The 16,484-nt window shown below is 40.0% G+C and carries 14 protein-coding genes; 13 read left to right on the forward strand and 1 reads right to left on the reverse strand.

The features are described from left to right. Nucleotides 1–2: 2 nt before the first annotated feature. Nucleotides 3–422 carry a hypothetical protein gene (locus tag ACYQ3L_RS22565; RefSeq protein WP_379998459.1) on the reverse strand — a complete coding sequence of 140 codons (420 nt, stop codon included), beginning with the start codon at nucleotides 420–422 and terminating at the stop codon, nucleotides 3–5. Between the two features lie 111 nt (nucleotides 423–533). Between ACYQ3L_RS22565 and yihA the strand changes: the two genes are divergently transcribed. From yihA to ACYQ3L_RS22630, 13 genes are all read left to right on the forward strand, one after another. Then, the gene (yihA, locus tag ACYQ3L_RS22570) at nucleotides 534–1,130 is read left to right on the forward strand and encodes a ribosome biogenesis GTP-binding protein YihA/YsxC (protein ID WP_379998461.1); all 597 of its coding nucleotides are present in this window, start codon (nucleotides 534–536) and stop codon (nucleotides 1,128–1,130) included. A 39-nt stretch (nucleotides 1,131–1,169) separates the two neighbouring features. Beyond that, a complete protein-coding gene (locus ACYQ3L_RS22575; RefSeq protein ID WP_379998463.1) occupies nucleotides 1,170–1,814 on the forward strand; it encodes a carbohydrate-binding family 9-like protein in 645 nt (214 codons plus the stop codon). 161 nt (nucleotides 1,815–1,975) lie between these two features. Then, on the forward strand, nucleotides 1,976–2,623 hold the full coding sequence (locus ACYQ3L_RS22580) for a DUF47 domain-containing protein (RefSeq protein WP_379998465.1): 648 nt from the start codon (nucleotides 1,976–1,978) through the stop codon (nucleotides 2,621–2,623). Nucleotides 2,624–2,634: 11 nt separating this feature from the next. Then, nucleotides 2,635–3,672: an inorganic phosphate transporter gene (locus ACYQ3L_RS22585; RefSeq protein WP_379998467.1), complete on the forward strand. Its 1,038-nt coding sequence runs from the start codon at nucleotides 2,635–2,637 to the stop codon at nucleotides 3,670–3,672. 189 nt (nucleotides 3,673–3,861) lie between these two features. Next, a complete protein-coding gene (gene rpsA / locus ACYQ3L_RS22590; RefSeq protein ID WP_379998503.1) occupies nucleotides 3,862–5,664 on the forward strand; it encodes a 30S ribosomal protein S1 in 1,803 nt (600 codons plus the stop codon). Between the two features lie 244 nt (nucleotides 5,665–5,908). After that, nucleotides 5,909–6,940, forward strand: a complete 1,032-nt coding sequence (gene fbp / locus ACYQ3L_RS22595; RefSeq protein WP_379998469.1) for a class 1 fructose-bisphosphatase — start codon at nucleotides 5,909–5,911, stop codon at nucleotides 6,938–6,940. Nucleotides 6,941–6,997: 57 nt separating this feature from the next. Further along, complete coding sequence (locus tag ACYQ3L_RS22600; protein WP_379998471.1) at nucleotides 6,998–7,549, forward strand: YcxB family protein; 552 nt, start codon at nucleotides 6,998–7,000, stop codon at nucleotides 7,547–7,549. A 460-nt stretch (nucleotides 7,550–8,009) separates the two neighbouring features. Then, entirely contained in the window at nucleotides 8,010–9,020 is a 1,011-nt protein-coding gene (gene pta, locus ACYQ3L_RS22605; protein WP_379998473.1) for a phosphate acetyltransferase, read from the forward strand. Between the two features lie 17 nt (nucleotides 9,021–9,037). After that, nucleotides 9,038–10,003, forward strand: coding sequence for a 3-hydroxyacyl-CoA dehydrogenase family protein (locus tag ACYQ3L_RS22610; RefSeq protein WP_379998475.1), 966 nt, complete (start codon nucleotides 9,038–9,040; stop codon nucleotides 10,001–10,003). Between the two features lie 4 nt (nucleotides 10,004–10,007). Next, nucleotides 10,008–11,207 (forward strand): acetate kinase, encoded by a 1,200-nt coding sequence (locus ACYQ3L_RS22615; protein WP_379998477.1) that lies wholly within the window; start codon nucleotides 10,008–10,010, stop codon nucleotides 11,205–11,207. Between the two features lie 530 nt (nucleotides 11,208–11,737). After that, nucleotides 11,738–14,527 (forward strand): sensor histidine kinase, encoded by a 2,790-nt coding sequence (locus tag ACYQ3L_RS22620; protein WP_379998479.1) that lies wholly within the window; start codon nucleotides 11,738–11,740, stop codon nucleotides 14,525–14,527. A 14-nt stretch (nucleotides 14,528–14,541) separates the two neighbouring features. Beyond that, nucleotides 14,542–15,315 carry a LytR/AlgR family response regulator transcription factor gene (locus ACYQ3L_RS22625; RefSeq protein WP_379998481.1) on the forward strand — a complete coding sequence of 258 codons (774 nt, stop codon included), beginning with the start codon at nucleotides 14,542–14,544 and terminating at the stop codon, nucleotides 15,313–15,315. Between the two features lie 174 nt (nucleotides 15,316–15,489). Next, the gene (locus tag ACYQ3L_RS22630; protein WP_379998483.1) at nucleotides 15,490–16,470 is read left to right on the forward strand and encodes a GSCFA domain-containing protein; all 981 of its coding nucleotides are present in this window, start codon (nucleotides 15,490–15,492) and stop codon (nucleotides 16,468–16,470) included. Nucleotides 16,471–16,484: the final 14 nt, after the last annotated feature.

Raw genomic sequence — 16,484 nt, forward strand, 5'->3', positions numbered from 1 at the left:
AATTATTGAGTTACAAGAGGTGGAATTTCATTTGACTGATCTGGTATTACAGGATCTGCGGAAACGATGCTGTCGACAACAAATTTTGAGTAGCCACGCCAGGGCAGTCTGCCGTAATATTCTTTGTAGTGGAGTTTTACGTTTTGTCCGCTCATGCCCATCAGTTTTATAGCCAGGCCTTTATCGTCTATCGAAAATTGGAATTCGTTGGATTGAAGTCCTTGCATACCTTGACCGAATCCGGATTGTATAAGCTCTCCTTCATATGTTTTGAAAATAATACCCTTGTGCTTTACATTATTCAGTATGCCGGCTTTCACACCCGAGTCGCTGAAAGGAACAAAGTACCAGACATATCCGAAAATGAGAAAGCCGGCCACAATGATGACCGCGATTGTTATGATGACTTTCTTTGCTGTCATGATTTTATGTTTTATGTTAAACCAATATATAAGATGTTATGTTCAGAAAGCAAAGATATTCATATTTTTAGACTATTTTTGTAGTTCTACTTCATAAAAGAGAATAAGATAATGATTATAAAAGATGCTCAGTTTGTAATAAGTAATACCGATTACCGCAAATGTCCTCAGGATGGGAAACCCGAATATGCCTTTATCGGGCGCTCCAATGTCGGTAAATCTTCACTTATTAATATGCTGACAAACAGGAAAGGTCTTGCTATGACTTCCTCCAAGCCGGGGAAAACACAATTGATAAATCATTTCATAATCAATAATGAGTGGTATCTGGTCGATTTGCCCGGGTACGGTTATGCCCAGCGGGGGAAAGAAGGACGAGAACAAATCAGGAAAATCATAGACAGTTATATCGTAAACAGGGCAGAGCTAACCTGCTTGTTCCTATTGTTGGACTGCCGTCACGAGCCGCAGCAGATAGATATCGAATTTATGAACTGGCTGGGAGAAGAAGGTGTGCCTTTTGCTATTGTGTTCACGAAAATAGATAAATTGAGCAAAGGCGCCTTGAAGAAAAATTCAGAAGCATATACAGATAGGCTGAAAGAAACATGGGAAGAAATCCCCCCTGTATTTTATTCATCTGCCGAGCATAGGCTGGGAGTAGATGAGATATTGGGATATATTGAGCAGATAAACAAAAGTTTATAAAAGATAAGATAATTATATAAAATCTAAATCGAATACCATATGCTGTTTGTTCCGTTGATTGATGTGGCAGATGCCAGTAATTGTGCAAATATAACAGAATGCATGCAGGAAGTTCCCGAACATGAGATATCCTGCGTAAATTGGCCGGAACTTTATCCGTCCAAGCCGAAAACTGCTTTCAGGATAGCTCATAACGGAACACACCTGTTCCTGCAATTCTTTGTGGAAGAAAGTGAAATTCTGGCTGAAGCGAGTGAAGATAACGGTCCTGTCTGGAAAGATTCATGCGTTGAGTTTTTCATATCATTCGGGGACTCTCTCCATTATTACAATCTGGAAATGTCCTGTATCGGCAAAGTGCTCTTAGGGTACAGGAAAGGCAAGGCCGATCCTGTACATGCTGCCCCGGCATTATTATCTTCGGTAAAACGGTATCCGAGCCTGGGTACGGAGCCCTTCGGAAAGAGGCGGGGAGATTTTAAGTGGAATATGTTGGTCGTTGTTCCGGTTTCGGTCTATTGGCAATCCGGATTGGAGACATTCAGCGGTGTAAAAGCGCGTGGGAATTTTTATAAATGCGGAGATAATCTGACTCTCCCGCACTTTCTTTCATGGAATCCGGTAGGGACAGAAACTCCAAATTTTCACATGCCTTTATATTTCGGGGATATACAATTTGAATGAAAATATATAAATAGGGCTAACCGCCAAATTCAGAGGTAGATATCGTTTTTATTTTTATGTTAAAAAAGCTTTCGCAGAATAGATTTTTTTTTATCTTTGCAGGCGTTTGGTGTTGCATTTTTCTTGCAATCCTTTTCAAATATGGATATATTTAAATTTTTATGAAAAATAATTTCTTCGATAGGTTTAAACCTAAAGAAAACAAGTTCTTTCCGCTAATGAGCGAGATGGCTCAGATAATTCTGGTTGCATCTGACCTGATTATCGAATGTGTTCAAGTAACTAACCACAATGATGCTGTAGAATACTACAAGAAAATCAAAGAACAGGAACGCAAGGCAGACGCTATCCAAAACAAAATTTTTGAAGAGTTGAATGAAACGTTTATCACTCCGTTCGACAGGGAAGATATCAACCATCTTTCGTCAACAATGGATGATGTGACTGATTTGATCAACAGTTGTGCTAAACGCATTATGCTTTACAGCCCGAAAGTAATGCCCGAAGCCGCAATCCGTCTAGCCATGTTTGTGCGCGAATCTGCGGGTTTCCTGGTTCAGGCGATTGATGAGCTGGATATCCTGAAGAAGAGTACGACCAAGATTAAAGAATATTGCGAACAATTAGGCGTTATTGAGAAAAAGGCGGATGATGTGTATGAGCATTTCCTTATCGACCTGTTTGAGAATGAAACGGACGCCATCGAAGTTATAAAACTTAAAGATATCCTCCACGAACTGGAGCGGGCTACAGATGCCTCTGAAGCTGTCGGGAAGATTATAAAGACAATGATTGTTAAGTACTCATAACCAACGTAGAAATGACATTACTGATAATAATTATTGTTTTAGCCATTATTTTCGATTTTATCAATGGATTTCATGACGCGGCTAACTCAATAGCTACAGTCGTATCCACAAAAGTTCTTACTCCTACCCAAGCCGTTATCTGGGCTGCATTCTTCAACTTTGTCGCTTATTTTATAGCCAAATTCATTATCGGAGGTTTCGGTATTGCCGATACCGTTTCCAAAACCGTGGATATGAGTTTTATAGCCAATCCTTCGCATGTTATTATTGCGGGACTGGTGGCTGCTATCACATGGAATCTGATTACATGGTGGCTGGGTATCCCTTCGTCTTCATCTCATACGCTTATCGGCGGATTCGCCGGAGCCGGTATTGCCGCCTCGGGTTTTCAGGCTGTGCATGCAGGAGTGATAGGCGTTATAGCATTGTTTATTGTTGTAGCTCCGCTGATAGGTATGGTTGGCGGTAACTTTATTACATTGCTGACACTTCATCTCGTGAAAAAGGTTAAACCGAACAAAGCCGACCGCTGGTTTAAAAGGCTGCAACTTATATCATCCGCGTTGCTTAGTATAGGACACGGTCTCAATGATTCGCAGAAAGTGATGGGTATCATTGCCGCTGCCCTGATCGCATTTACCCAAACGAATGCCGATGTACATCCATGGCTGCAGATGGATTCAATGGCCGATATGCACGATTGGGTGCCATTGGCTTGTTTTACGGCAATAGCAGTCGGTACCATGTGCGGAGGATGGAAGATAATGAAAACAATGGGTAACCGTATTACCAAAATTACACCCATAGAAGGTTTTTGTGCCCAGTCGGCAGGTGCATTGACACTGTTTATTACCGAAGTGTTGCATGTGCCAGTAAGTACAACACATGTAATCACCGGTAGCATTATCGGCGTAGGTTCCATAAAACGCCTTTCAGCTGTGCGCTGGGGAGTGACAAAAGACTTGCTTGTGGCCTGGATTCTGACTATTCCTGTAAGCGCGGTTATGGCTATGCTGTTTTATTACGGGCTGGGGCTGTTTATTGCATAATGAGCAGGCTTTCTTTGACACAAAGATATTAAGCGTGGATAGTGCCCATAAATAAAAAAGATTATTAAAATATATTTCAAAATTGCTTTATATTCTGAAAAACAATATCTTTGCACCGCTTTTCGAAGCAAAAAATGTTTAACTTTTTAATGATACTGATCAGGACAGGCGCCAGATCGGATTTGAATGATTGACAATTTAAAAAATGTACAACCGGTTGCAGATTTTGACTGGGATGCGTACGAAAAAGGAGACTCTTATGCAGGTAAGAGCAAAGAAGAACTTGTAGAAACCTATGACCAGTCGCTGAACAAAGTAAACGACAAAGAAGTGGTAATGGGCAAGGTAACCGCTATGAACAAACGTGAAGTTGTAGTTAATATCGGTTACAAATCAGATGGTGTTGTATCAATGAATGAATTCCGTTACAATCCTGATCTGAAAATTGGTGACGAAGTAGAAGTATACATCGAAAGCCAGGAAGATAAAAAAGGACAGCTTATCCTTTCCCACAAGAAAGCACGTGCTACACGTTCCTGGGATCGTGTTAACGAGGCTCTTGAAAAAGATGAAATCATCAAAGGTTACATCAAATGCCGTACTAAGGGCGGTATGATCGTGGACGTATTCGGTATCGAAGCATTCCTGCCGGGTTCTCAGATCGACGTGAAGCCTATCCGCGACTACGATGTATTCGTTGGTAAGACAATGGAATTCAAAGTTGTTAAGATCAACCACGAATTCAAAAATGTTGTTGTTTCTCACAAAGCTCTTATCGAAGCTGAACTTGAACAACAGAAGAAAGATATTATCTCGAAACTTGAAAAAGGTCAGGTACTTGAAGGTACAGTTAAGAACATCACATCATATGGTGTATTTATCGACCTTGGCGGCGTAGACGGACTTATCCACATTACAGACCTTTCTTGGGGACGTGTTCAGCATCCGGAAGAAGTGGTTAAACTGGACGAGAAAATCAACGTTGTTATCCTTGACTTCGACGATGACAAAAAACGTATCGCTCTCGGCTTGAAACAGCTTACTCCTCATCCATGGGATGCTCTTAGCGCTGAACTTAAAGTTGGTGATAAGGTGAAAGGTAGAGTTGTGGTTATGGCTGATTACGGTGCATTTATCGAAATCGCTCCGGGCGTAGAAGGTCTGATCCACGTTTCAGAAATGAGCTGGGCGCAGCACCTGCGCAGCGCACAGGACTTTATGAAAGTTGGTGATGAAGTAGAAGCTGTAGTGCTTACCCTTGACCGTGACGAACGTAAGATGTCTCTTGGTATCAAACAATTGAAACCGGATCCATGGGAAAATATCGAAGAAAAATATCCTGTGGGAAGCAAACATACTGCAAAAGTCCGCAACTTCACTAATTTCGGTGTATTCGCTGAAATAGAAGAAGGTGTAGACGGGCTTATCCATATCTCTGACCTTTCCTGGACCAAGAAGATCAAACACCCTAGCGAAGTAACTGCTATCGGTGCTGATATCGAAGTACAGGTGCTTGAAATAGACAAGGAAAACCGTCGTTTGAGTCTTGGTCACAAACAACTGGAAGAAAACCCTTGGGATGTGTTCGAAACTATCTTTACTGTAGGTTCGGTACACGAAGGTACGGTTGTTGAAATGGTTGATAAAGGCGCTGTAATCTCTCTTCCTTATGGTGTAGAAGGTTTCGCAACTCCAAAACACTTAGTAAAAGAAGATGGTTCTCAAGCGAAAGTAGACGAGAAATTAGACTTCAAGGTAATCGAATTCAACAAGGACTCTAAGAGAATTATCGTTTCTCATAGCCGTGTGTTCGAAGACGAAAGACCGGAATCTAAAGAAGCAGCAGCTGAAAAGAAAGCCAGAAAAACCGCGAAGAAAGAAAAAGACGAAACAGTAAGTCAATCTTCTAATATGGAAAAAACCACATTAGGTGATATCGAAGAACTGGCAGCTCTTAAAGAAAAACTTTCTGGTGGCAGCGATGCGAAATAAGTATTGAAAATCTTTTATAATAGAATAGGGGACGGCTTGTAAAAGCCGTCCCCTGTCTTTTTGTTTATATAGTATTGCTTATGCGGATCAGTCGTAAGAAATAGAGGGAAAAGCAATGGGCATCTGATCACATCCGGCATAGAAACTATTTATTCATTAATAAATAAACCTTATAGGGGAACCCGCTGAACAATGTAAATAATCACTATCTTTGAAGCATTAATAACATAACTCATTTAATAGTATGAAGAATATCGCAAGAAAAACTCTTGACGAGTTTATTATTGAGAGACAAGAAGATTTCAGGTACTCTACAGGAGAGCTTTCCCGTCTTCTGAATTCCATTCTGCTTGCTGCCAGAGTAGTAAGCTATAAGGTAAATAAAGCCGGGCTTGTAGATATACTCGGTGCTGCCGGTAACGTTAATGTACAAGGTGAAGAGCAGAAAAAACTGGATGTATATGCCAATGAGGTATTCATACAAACATTGGTCAACAGGGAGATTGTTTGTGGTATCGCTTCGGAAGAGAATGATAATTTTATAACCATACAGGGACTGGACGAAGGGCACAACAATAAATATGTGGTACTGATGGACCCATTGGATGGCTCTTCCAATATAGAGGTGAATGTATCTGTGGGCACTATATTCTCTATCTACCGGCGTATTTCCCCGATAGGTTCGCCCGTAACGATGGAAGATTTTCTCCAGCCGGGAGTCAACCAGGTAGCGGCAGGATATATTCTGTACGGTACATCTACCATGATAGTATATACAACCGGACGCGGGGTAAACGGCTTTACGCTGAATCCGGCGATAGGCAGTTTCTACCTGTCGCATCCGAATATGAGATGCCCTAAAAATGCTAAGATATATTCAGTGAACGAAGGGAACTATGTACATTTTCCACAGGGAGTAAAAGATTATATTAAATATTGCCAGGAAGAAAAGGAAGACCGGCCTTATTCTGCCCGGTATATAGGCAGTTTGGTATCCGATTGTCACCGTAATCTGATTACAGGCGGTATCTATTTTTATCCGTCTACTCACAAGTCACCGAAAGGAAAACTGAGACTGTTGTATGAATGTAACCCTATGGCATTTATTACCGAACAGGCCGGAGGGAGTGCGACAGATGGTGTAAACCGGATATTGGAGTTGCAGCCTACCGAACTTCATCAGCGTACACCGTTTTATTGCGGAAGCGCAAATATGGTGGAGAAATTGAAAGATTTTATCGCGCAGTCGGAAGAAAAGGAGAAAAAACAACAATAATATAAAACTCCCATTGTAGATCATAGAACAATGGGAGTTTTTCTATAAAGCTTATCAATGCTAGAATTGAACTACGATTTTGACGAGGAAGACTTCCTGCAACTACAGATGTATTTTGCCTCTAAGGATGAGATGCAAATAAAACAGCGTAAAAAAGAAAAATACAAAATTATGGGTCTGTCGTTCCTGTGTGGGCTTTTATTGTTTTTCGATGAAGGCTATCGTTTACTCTCCTATTTTTTTCTGGGGTCGTCTGTTTTCTTTTTTGCTATTTATCCATGGTGGTCGGTATGGTTTTATAAACGGATGTACAGAAAGCATATATCTGAAAGTTCACGGGCTGACTTTCCTTACAATACAAAACTTTTGTTCGGAAATGATGTTATAGAACTCGAGACGAAGAAAGGCCATCGTCATTTTAGCGTAAATGATATGGATGCGATAATTGAAACAGGATATTACTTTTTTATTACGATGAGCTATGAGGTAACTATTATAATCCCTAAACACCGGATAAATAATGTGGAAGAGGTGAGGACACACCTGTTGCGATATAATGAGTATAGCCACGTATCTTTTGTTGAAGACCTGAACTGGAAATGGCGATAGAAAACTTTTACTGTATGCTTATAGTCATTTATGTTATATTTATTGGGAAGATTTATCTATATAATAAGCTATTAGCCTTTAGTTGTTAGCTGATAGTTCTTTGAAGTATTGATTAAAGCAGTTACGAGTTACTTCGCCCTTTGGGCAGTTACGAGTTACAAGTAAACAAGATACGAGTAGACAAGATACGGGATACAAGATGTTGACTGCTAACTGTTGACTGAAACATATGTTACCTTTTTGAAAGAGTCACATATAGCTAATTGCTTATTTCAGGCTTATTCAGGCGGGTACTTTTTATGCGTTGATATCAGGCTGTTTTTTAGCATATTTTGCATTTAAAACAATTATTTTTATTCGGAAATGCAAACCGGAGATTGCATTTTTTAGTATATTTGCGCACGCATAAAAAGGCGGCATATACTACTTACACAAGAACACAAGTAAAAACATCTATTATATGGACTTAATTAAACAAATTGTAGAAAGGGCCAAGGCAAACAAACAACGTATTGTCCTTCCCGAAGGAACAGAGGAGAGAACTATTACAGCTGCCGACCAGTTACTTGCAGATGGAGTTGCAGATATTATTCTTATAGGGGATACAAAAGAGATTAAGGACCTGGCTGTGAGTTTAAACCTGAAAAATATAGGTAAAGCAACCATTCTTGACCCTCAGAGCTATGAGAAAAAAGAGGCTTATACGAATCTTCTTTTCGAATTGAGAAAGGCCAAGGGAATGACAATCGGGCAAGCAGCTAAGTTAGCCGAAGATCCATTGTATATCGGTTGTCTGATGATAAAGAACGGAGATGCCGATGGAGAGATAGCCGGCGCGCAAAATACGACAGGAGACGTGCTTCGTCCTGCGCTTCAGATTATAAAGACAGCACCCGGTATCAGCGTTGTTTCAGGTGCCTTCTTAATGTTTACCACTCAGAAACAATACGGTAAAGACGGATTGCTCGTAGTAGCGGATTGCGCTGTTACACCTGACCCTACTGCGTCCCAGTTGGCAGAAATTGCAGTTGCGACAGGCCGCACAGCTCGTGCATTGGTAGGTGAAGAACCGCACGTGGCTATATTGAGTTTCTCTACAAAAGGAAGTGCGAAACATCCTATGGTTGACAAGGTGATAGAGGCAACCCAGCTTGCGCAGAAAATTGACCCTGCAATGAATATCGACGGAGAATTACAGGCAGATGCTGCTCTGGTTCCGTCTGTAGGCCAGCAGAAAGCGCCGGATAGTAAGGTTGCGGGGCATGCAAATGTGCTTGTTTTTCCTTCGCTGGAGGTAGGGAATATTGCATATAAACTTGTTCAGCGTTTAGGCAATGCAGAAGCTGTTGGTCCTATCTTACAAGGCATGGCAGCTCCGGTAAACGACCTTTCGCGCGGCTGTTCTGTGAGCGATGTTTATAATATGGTAGCCATAGCGGCAAATCAGGCCATAGCGGCAAAAAATAAATAACAATCAATAAATTATATATGGCAGAAATCATAGAACCTATTGAAGAATACGGGTTAAGCAATAAACATAAAAAACGGTCTCTTTTCTCCAAAATCGGAGTTGTCGGCTGTGGTCGTGATGGCAGGCATATTGTTAGCCTTACGGCATTGTCGGGGATGGAGGTTGTCTTCATTGAAGTTTCGGAAGACAGAATTCAGGAAGCCCTCAAAGATATAGGTCATGGACTGGATACCAAGATTGAAAACTGGGGGTTGACTCAGAGTGAAAAACGCGCTACTATGGGGCGTATAAAAGGCACACTCAACTACAGTGACCTTAAAGGATGTGACTTTGTGATAGAATGTATCCGTTACGAAGCAAACGGAGAACGCAGTACAGAACTTCGTAAGGAGGTTTTCAGAAATCTGGAACTGGTGCTTGCGCCCGATGCGATTATTGCTACGAACGCCACTACGGTTATTATTAGTGAGCTGGCGGCCGAACTGACGCACAAAGAACGCTGTATAAGTCTTCACTTTCCTATTACCCATACAGAGGCCCGCTTGCTTGAAGTAGTAAGAGGTACATTTACATCACAGGAGGCAATAGATAAGATCTATCTGTTTGCCAATATGATAAAGTATCTTCCGATTCCGGTTCATGAAAGTAGCGGTCTGGTGAGTTTCCGCCTGTTGATTATAATGCTCAATGAGGCATGCCAGATATGGATGGAGAACGTGGCTTCTATCGAAGATATCGACAAGGAATTTACTATTATCTACGGCCAGCGGTATGGTATTTTCCATATTGCCGATATAATAGGTATAGAGAAACTGGTAATGATGATGGAGGATATGTTCCATGAGTACGGTGATAAAAAATATAAGGCTGCTCCTATTCTATGGCGTCTGTATCGCTCTAAGCAGTTAGGCATATCTTCGGGTAGGGGATTCTACATCTATGATGAAGCAGGAAAACAACTTGGTCCAAACAATTTAATTTAACAGTATGAAGATATTAGTATTGAACTGTGGTAGTTCATCTATAAAATATAAGCTTTTCGATATGGAAAGCAAGGAAGTTTTGGCTCAGGGAGGTGTAGAGAAAATAGGGCTGAAAGGTTCATTCCTTAAATTTCCCGCAGACAATGGAGATAAAGTTGTCCTTGAAGGAGAAATACTCGAACATCAGGCCGGTATAGAATATATCCTCGGAGTCCTTCTCAGTGAAAAATATGGCTGTATAAAATCATTAAGTGAAATAGATGCCGTAGGTCACCGCGTAGTACACGGCGGAGAAGAATTCAACAGCAGTGTGTACATTACGGATGAAGTGATTAAGAAGATGGAGGAATGTATCGAACTTGCCCCGTTGCATAATCCGCCTAACCTTGCAGGTATTTATGCTGTTAAGGAACTGATGGGAGATATTCCTCAGGTTGGGGTATTCGATACTGCTTTTCACCAGACAATGCCGCCTAAGGCTTATATGTATGGTCTGCCGTACTCGCTTTATCAGAAATACGCTATTCGCCGCTATGGCTTCCATGGCACAAGCCATCGTTATGTTTCCCGTAAAGCATGCGAAATACTGGATGTTCCCTATGAGGGGCAACGGATTATTTCGGCGCATATCGGTAATGGCGGCTCCCTGGCTGCTATTAAAGGGGGTGTTTCCATAGATACCTCCATGGGTATGACTCCGGTGGAAGGCTTATTGATGGGTACACGCTCGGGTGATGTAGATGCTGGTATTATCTCATTCGTAATGGAAAAAGAAAATATTGGTACACAGGCTATCTCTACTCTGGTAAATAAACATAGCGGATTACTCGGCGTTTCAGGTGTTTCATCCGATATGCGCGAGATCCGGGCAGCTATTGCAGAAGGAAACGAAAAGGCCAAATTAGCTTATGATATGTTCCTCTACCGTATCAAGAAGTATATCGGGGCGTATACTGCAGCTTTGGGTGGTCTTGATATTTTGCTTTTTACCGGAGGTATAGGGGAAAATGCCGTTTATCTTAGAGAAGAAATCTGTCTTGATTTAGAGTTTATGGGAATAAAACTCGACAGGGAGAAAAATCTGAAGATTTACGGAGAAGAGGCGGTAATCACCTCACCGGATTCTAAAATAAAGGTAATGGTTGTGCCAACTGATGAAGAATTTATGATTGCTTCAGATACTATGGATATTGTGAATAGATAGTGTTTGAGGTTTATTATCAGTATATTATATAAAAACGGCTCAGTTATGGGTCGTTTTTATTTGTTTATAATAAGCAAGGTTATTTAACAATTCGGCTGGTATTCCGAAGGTCTCCGTTAAACAAATTTAAACTGTTAAAATAACACTTGAGATTATTTGGAATATTCCCAAACGCCTCTTATCTTTGTAATGTGTTTTTCATAGTATTAGATTTAAGGTTAACAATGAAGATTGGTTGTCGGGATGACAACCTTTTCTTTTTTATAGCTGTTTGATAAATAAATACCATTACTCCGGAAACACATAAATCCCATAAACCTACGATATGAAAACATTTTCAAGACTTTATAAATAAGGTTTATTCATCGCTATATTGACTGGTATGACCATGCGGAGGGACTTGTTTCGGATAATAACTTCTTATAACCATTTAATAACTCCGGATAGCTATATAATAATAACAACATTCCAGAATAATATTAAATCATAGATTTGACTTGAGATTTAAGTTATTAATTAAATTTGTTATTATGAAAACAAGACTATTGATTGTACTGTTAGCGTTAATCCCTGCATTTATCCATGCCAGAGAGGTCCGGACTTTAAACGACTTGAAACAAGGTGACTCATTCACTCTCAAAGTAACTGTATCGGATGGAGTTGCCGGCCATAATTCGATATGGGATTTCGACCAGGTACAAAAGTTAGAAGTACAATTCAATGTGTTTTCTGTAGATAAAGATTCTGTCAGATTTGGAATCAAACCTACCAATTGGTTTGCGCATTTTCAGGATAAGGATCAATATGATCCAAATTCATACAGCCCATTTAAAACATATAATTATTACGACTCTTATTTCTTTAGTCGTTATGCAAATGGTGAAAGCATATTCTATTTATTTAGAGATAATAACGTTATCCTTTCCGCAAGTATAAAGGATGGAAGAGTAAGTACAAACTTCCTCCCTATTCCCGAAGAAAGCGGAATATTCACACGTGACAGAAAAAGGTGGTATAGCGATTTACTACAGATAACAACGGGGGTGAAAATCAGAGGAGGTGGTATTCCGAAAGATTTGACATTAGATTTTGAGGCAGTTCTGAGAACTGCGGCTCAAGGATTCTTTCACAATTGGATCGAAAAGAGCAGAGAAGGCAATCTGATGTCGTGGTTTGTCGATTTAAGAGATTCGGTCACTACCCAGAATGCTCAAGCCCCTACATTTGTACAAATAGTTTCTGCTTCATTCTATCTTCAACCGAATATACATCTGGTATATACACCCCCTAAAGATGTAGCCGGAGATCGGGTCTTTATAACCAATGATGGCGAAAGAATCAGGCCCGTAAAGAAATCATCTGATGGTTCATACACTTTTGAGTTCTTCCTGCCCTCACCAAAAAGGATGGAACTTAATAGCCTTTTACTGGACGTCACACCTGATGATTCAATACAGATAGAATATAATACTGTAAAAAATGACTATTCATTTACAGGCAGGGGCGGAGCCAATTCTGCCTATACTCACCAAATCGTAAAGTTCTATAAGGAGGAAAAAGGGTTGCGGAACTATGGTGAAATATGGAAAATTACTCAGCAACAGATAGACGACTTTTTAGACAAAGGAAAAGCCAAACATCAGGCCCTGCTGCAAACTTATTACAAAGAAATGAATGCTTATTGGATAAGATCGGCAGAGCTATCATACAACTATTGGTATTTGTCCGAAAAAGTGAACATGCATAATGTTATAACGCAGCAGAATATCGGGGACTTTATGAGACCAATGCCTCCACAGTATCAGATAGACTGGACGAGTAAAGAATTTGGGAGTATATTTCCTACTACCGACTATCTGTACCAGCCTTATACCTATGGAGAGTTCCTGGACAGCTACTATAGCTACAAAGCTTGGCAAACAAATGATGATGTGCTTACCGGAATGAGGTCTCTTCAAGAACATATTCCCAGATATTACTTTGCTGATGCCATATTCTGGGGATATCCACGGTTTTATCTGACCTCTGAGACACTGAAATATCTGATGACAGGCTTTCATCTGGAGGATAGCCAAAGAGAATATGACGATTTTCTGAGAAAATGCACTGAACCCGAGTTGCGTAAAAGCGTAACCTCTATGCATGAACAGGTGGAAAAAGTAGAACCCGGAGCTAATATTAAGAATCTTGATCTGGCAATTCAGAACTATATACCATTGAAAAATGCATCTGATAGTTATATCGTATTGCTTGTCGATGAAGGATTAACAGAATCCTTTAGCCTTAAACTGAAGAATCCCTATAAAGAATCGGATAAGGAAAATGATTATCTGCGGGATAAAATAACATCCTGCGTAATAACTTCCGAATCAAGAAAATCCCTTTTTGAAAAAAATAACAATGTGCAGGAGCATATTACTTTTGTACCCGATGATAAATTACGCGATTATTATGATAAAGTTATTACTCGAAAAGGATGTTATATCATAATGAGAAGTGATGGGACTATTTTGGATAGGGTACTGGGTAACTATAACGACTCAGGTATTCTTATCTTATCGGTAATAGAAGAAGATATTCAAAAACAAAAGAATCAGAGTACCGCTTCGAGCGGTATTCTGGCGCCTATTATTTTATCTTCGCTTTTCTCTGTAATACTTACATTTTTCATAGTACGGCTGGTAATCCAACGCCGAGAACGTATCAAAAGGCATATTTCAGAACTTGAACTGAAGGCTATCCGTGCCCAGATGAATCCACACTTTACTTTCAATGCTCTAGGTTCCATTCAGAATCTTATAAATCAGAAGAAGGATAAAGAAGCGAATGACTATTTGGTTAACTTTGCAAAACTGCTTCGTCTGGTATTATCAACATCGGAGAAGAGACTGATTACTCTGTCGGAAGAAATAGAGCAACTGGAATTATACCTTCGCCTCGAACAGTTGCGTGTACCTTTCAGGTATACTATTGATATAGATGAAAGCATCGACGTGGAGAACGAGGAAATACCTGGGATGTTGATTCAGCCGATTGTTGAAAATGCCGTGAAACACGGGGTTGTTCCTGAGGGAGGTGGGCATATAAAGTTGACCTTTACCATGACTGGACAAGTGCTGTATGTAACTGTAACAGATACGGGAAATGGTTATTTTGTGTCGGAAGATGCGGCGAAAGCAGGATTTGGTCTACAGGCAATACGTGAACGGCTGAAGCTGTTAAACAAGGAGCTGAAACTGGAGATCGGCTTGCAAATAGAGAATATTGAAACAGATCGCAAAATCACCGGGTGCAAGGTTACAATATCAATACCGGTTTAAAACTTAAAATATTAATGACAAATACTCCTATACGAGCAATTATCGTAGAAGACGAGCAAAATAATCGTGAAAACCTACAGCGGCTTCTTTCAGAATACTGTCCTGCAGTTGAGATAGTTGCTCTATGTTCGTCGGCGCTTGAAGGCCGGCAGAATATCGTAGAATTAAAACCCGATCTGGTCTTTCTTGATGTCGAGATGCCAGGCGGAGATGGTTTCTCGATGCTGGAGAGTCTTTCCAAATTTGATTTCGAAGTGATTTTTGTGACAGCATTTACCAGTTATGCAGTTAAAGCAATAAAGATATCGGCATTGGATTACATTGTAAAACCAATAGATACGATGGAGTTATTGAAAGCAGTGGATAAGGCAATAGAAACAATACGCGGTAAACAAAATAATACACGAATGCTTAATTTGTTGAATAACAGGAGTAAACAGGATAATAAGAAAATGATTGCCCTGCCTCTGTCCGATAAAATTGAATTCGTTGAGATTATGAATATTATCCGGTGCGAATCGGACGGGAATTATACATTCTTCTATCTCAAGAGTGGTGAGAAATTATTGATCTCAAAGACTCTGAAAGAATACGACGAATTACTCTCTCCTATAAATTTCCTTCGGGTACATCAATCCCATCTGATAAACCTGAATGAAGTAAAAAGCTTTGTGAAAACCGATGGGGGATATATTCTGATGAAAGATGGTTCGGGTATTACGATATCCCGCCAGCGGCGAGAGATGGTTCTGCGAGTTTTACATAAAAATGATTTCAAAGAACGCTAGGCACTGTTATACCATATGACCGTTTCCAAAAGGGTATTCTGAAAAAGATCCTGGACTTAAAGCCATACGGGATTCTGTATTGAAAATATCAAGATATAAAATATATCGTAAGATTATACCCGTTTCTTAATTTCCTTTTTCTTATTTTTGTACAACCATTATCTTATCTAAAAAATGGAATTCAGGACAAAAATAGAGATACTCAAATCCGGATTGGCTATTTCTCATAAAAGCAGTATGTTAATGTTTGGCTCCTGCTTTATAGAAAATATCGGAAAATTGCTTATCGACAATAAATTCAATGTAAATCTCAATCCGTTCGGTGTACTTTACAATCCCAAATCGATCAGTCAGGCTTTGAGGCTGCTCATCGAAAAAAAGAAATTCACCGTAAACGATGTTTTCGAATACAAAGGACTTTATCATAGCTTTTACCATCATAGTGTATTTTCTAATATAGATATAGATAAATGTATTGGGGAAATAAACACAAAAATCGAAAAATCTTCTGCTGATTTACGGCAGACAGATATTCTGTTCATCACATTCGGTACGGCATACGTCTTCCGTTCGAAGAAATATAATATGATTGTAGGTAATTGTCATAAACTGCCCGCATCGGATTTTGACAGATACCGTCTTTCTGTTGATGATATTGCGGGTGACTGGGAATCTTTGATAGGTGAATTGAAGCAGATAAACCCGGCCCTCCAGATTATATTTACGGTAAGCCCCATTCGTCATATGAAAGATGGAGCGCATGAGAACCAGCTTAGTAAGTCGGTCTTACTTCTTGCTATTGACAAGCTAAGAGAAAAAATGGATGGATTACACTACTTTCCCTCCTACGAAATTGTCCTTGATGAACTGCGTGATTACCGCTTCTACAATGACGATATGACACATCCGAATACGATGGCGATTAAATATATATGGGAACGGTTTTCCTATACATATTTTAGTGCCGAAGCCCATCCGGTAATAGAAGAATGGAACAAGATATATCTTGCTCTCAATCATCGGCCTTTCAATGCTGAAACCCATGAGTATAAGCATTTTTTAAGGCAAACTTTGTTAAAGATTAAAGCCTTCAACGAGAAATATCCATACATTTGCTGTAGTGCCGAAGCCTCTGAATTAGAGAGTCGACTATAAATAGAAAGAAGAGA

Source organism: Dysgonomonas termitidis (assembly GCF_054657735.1).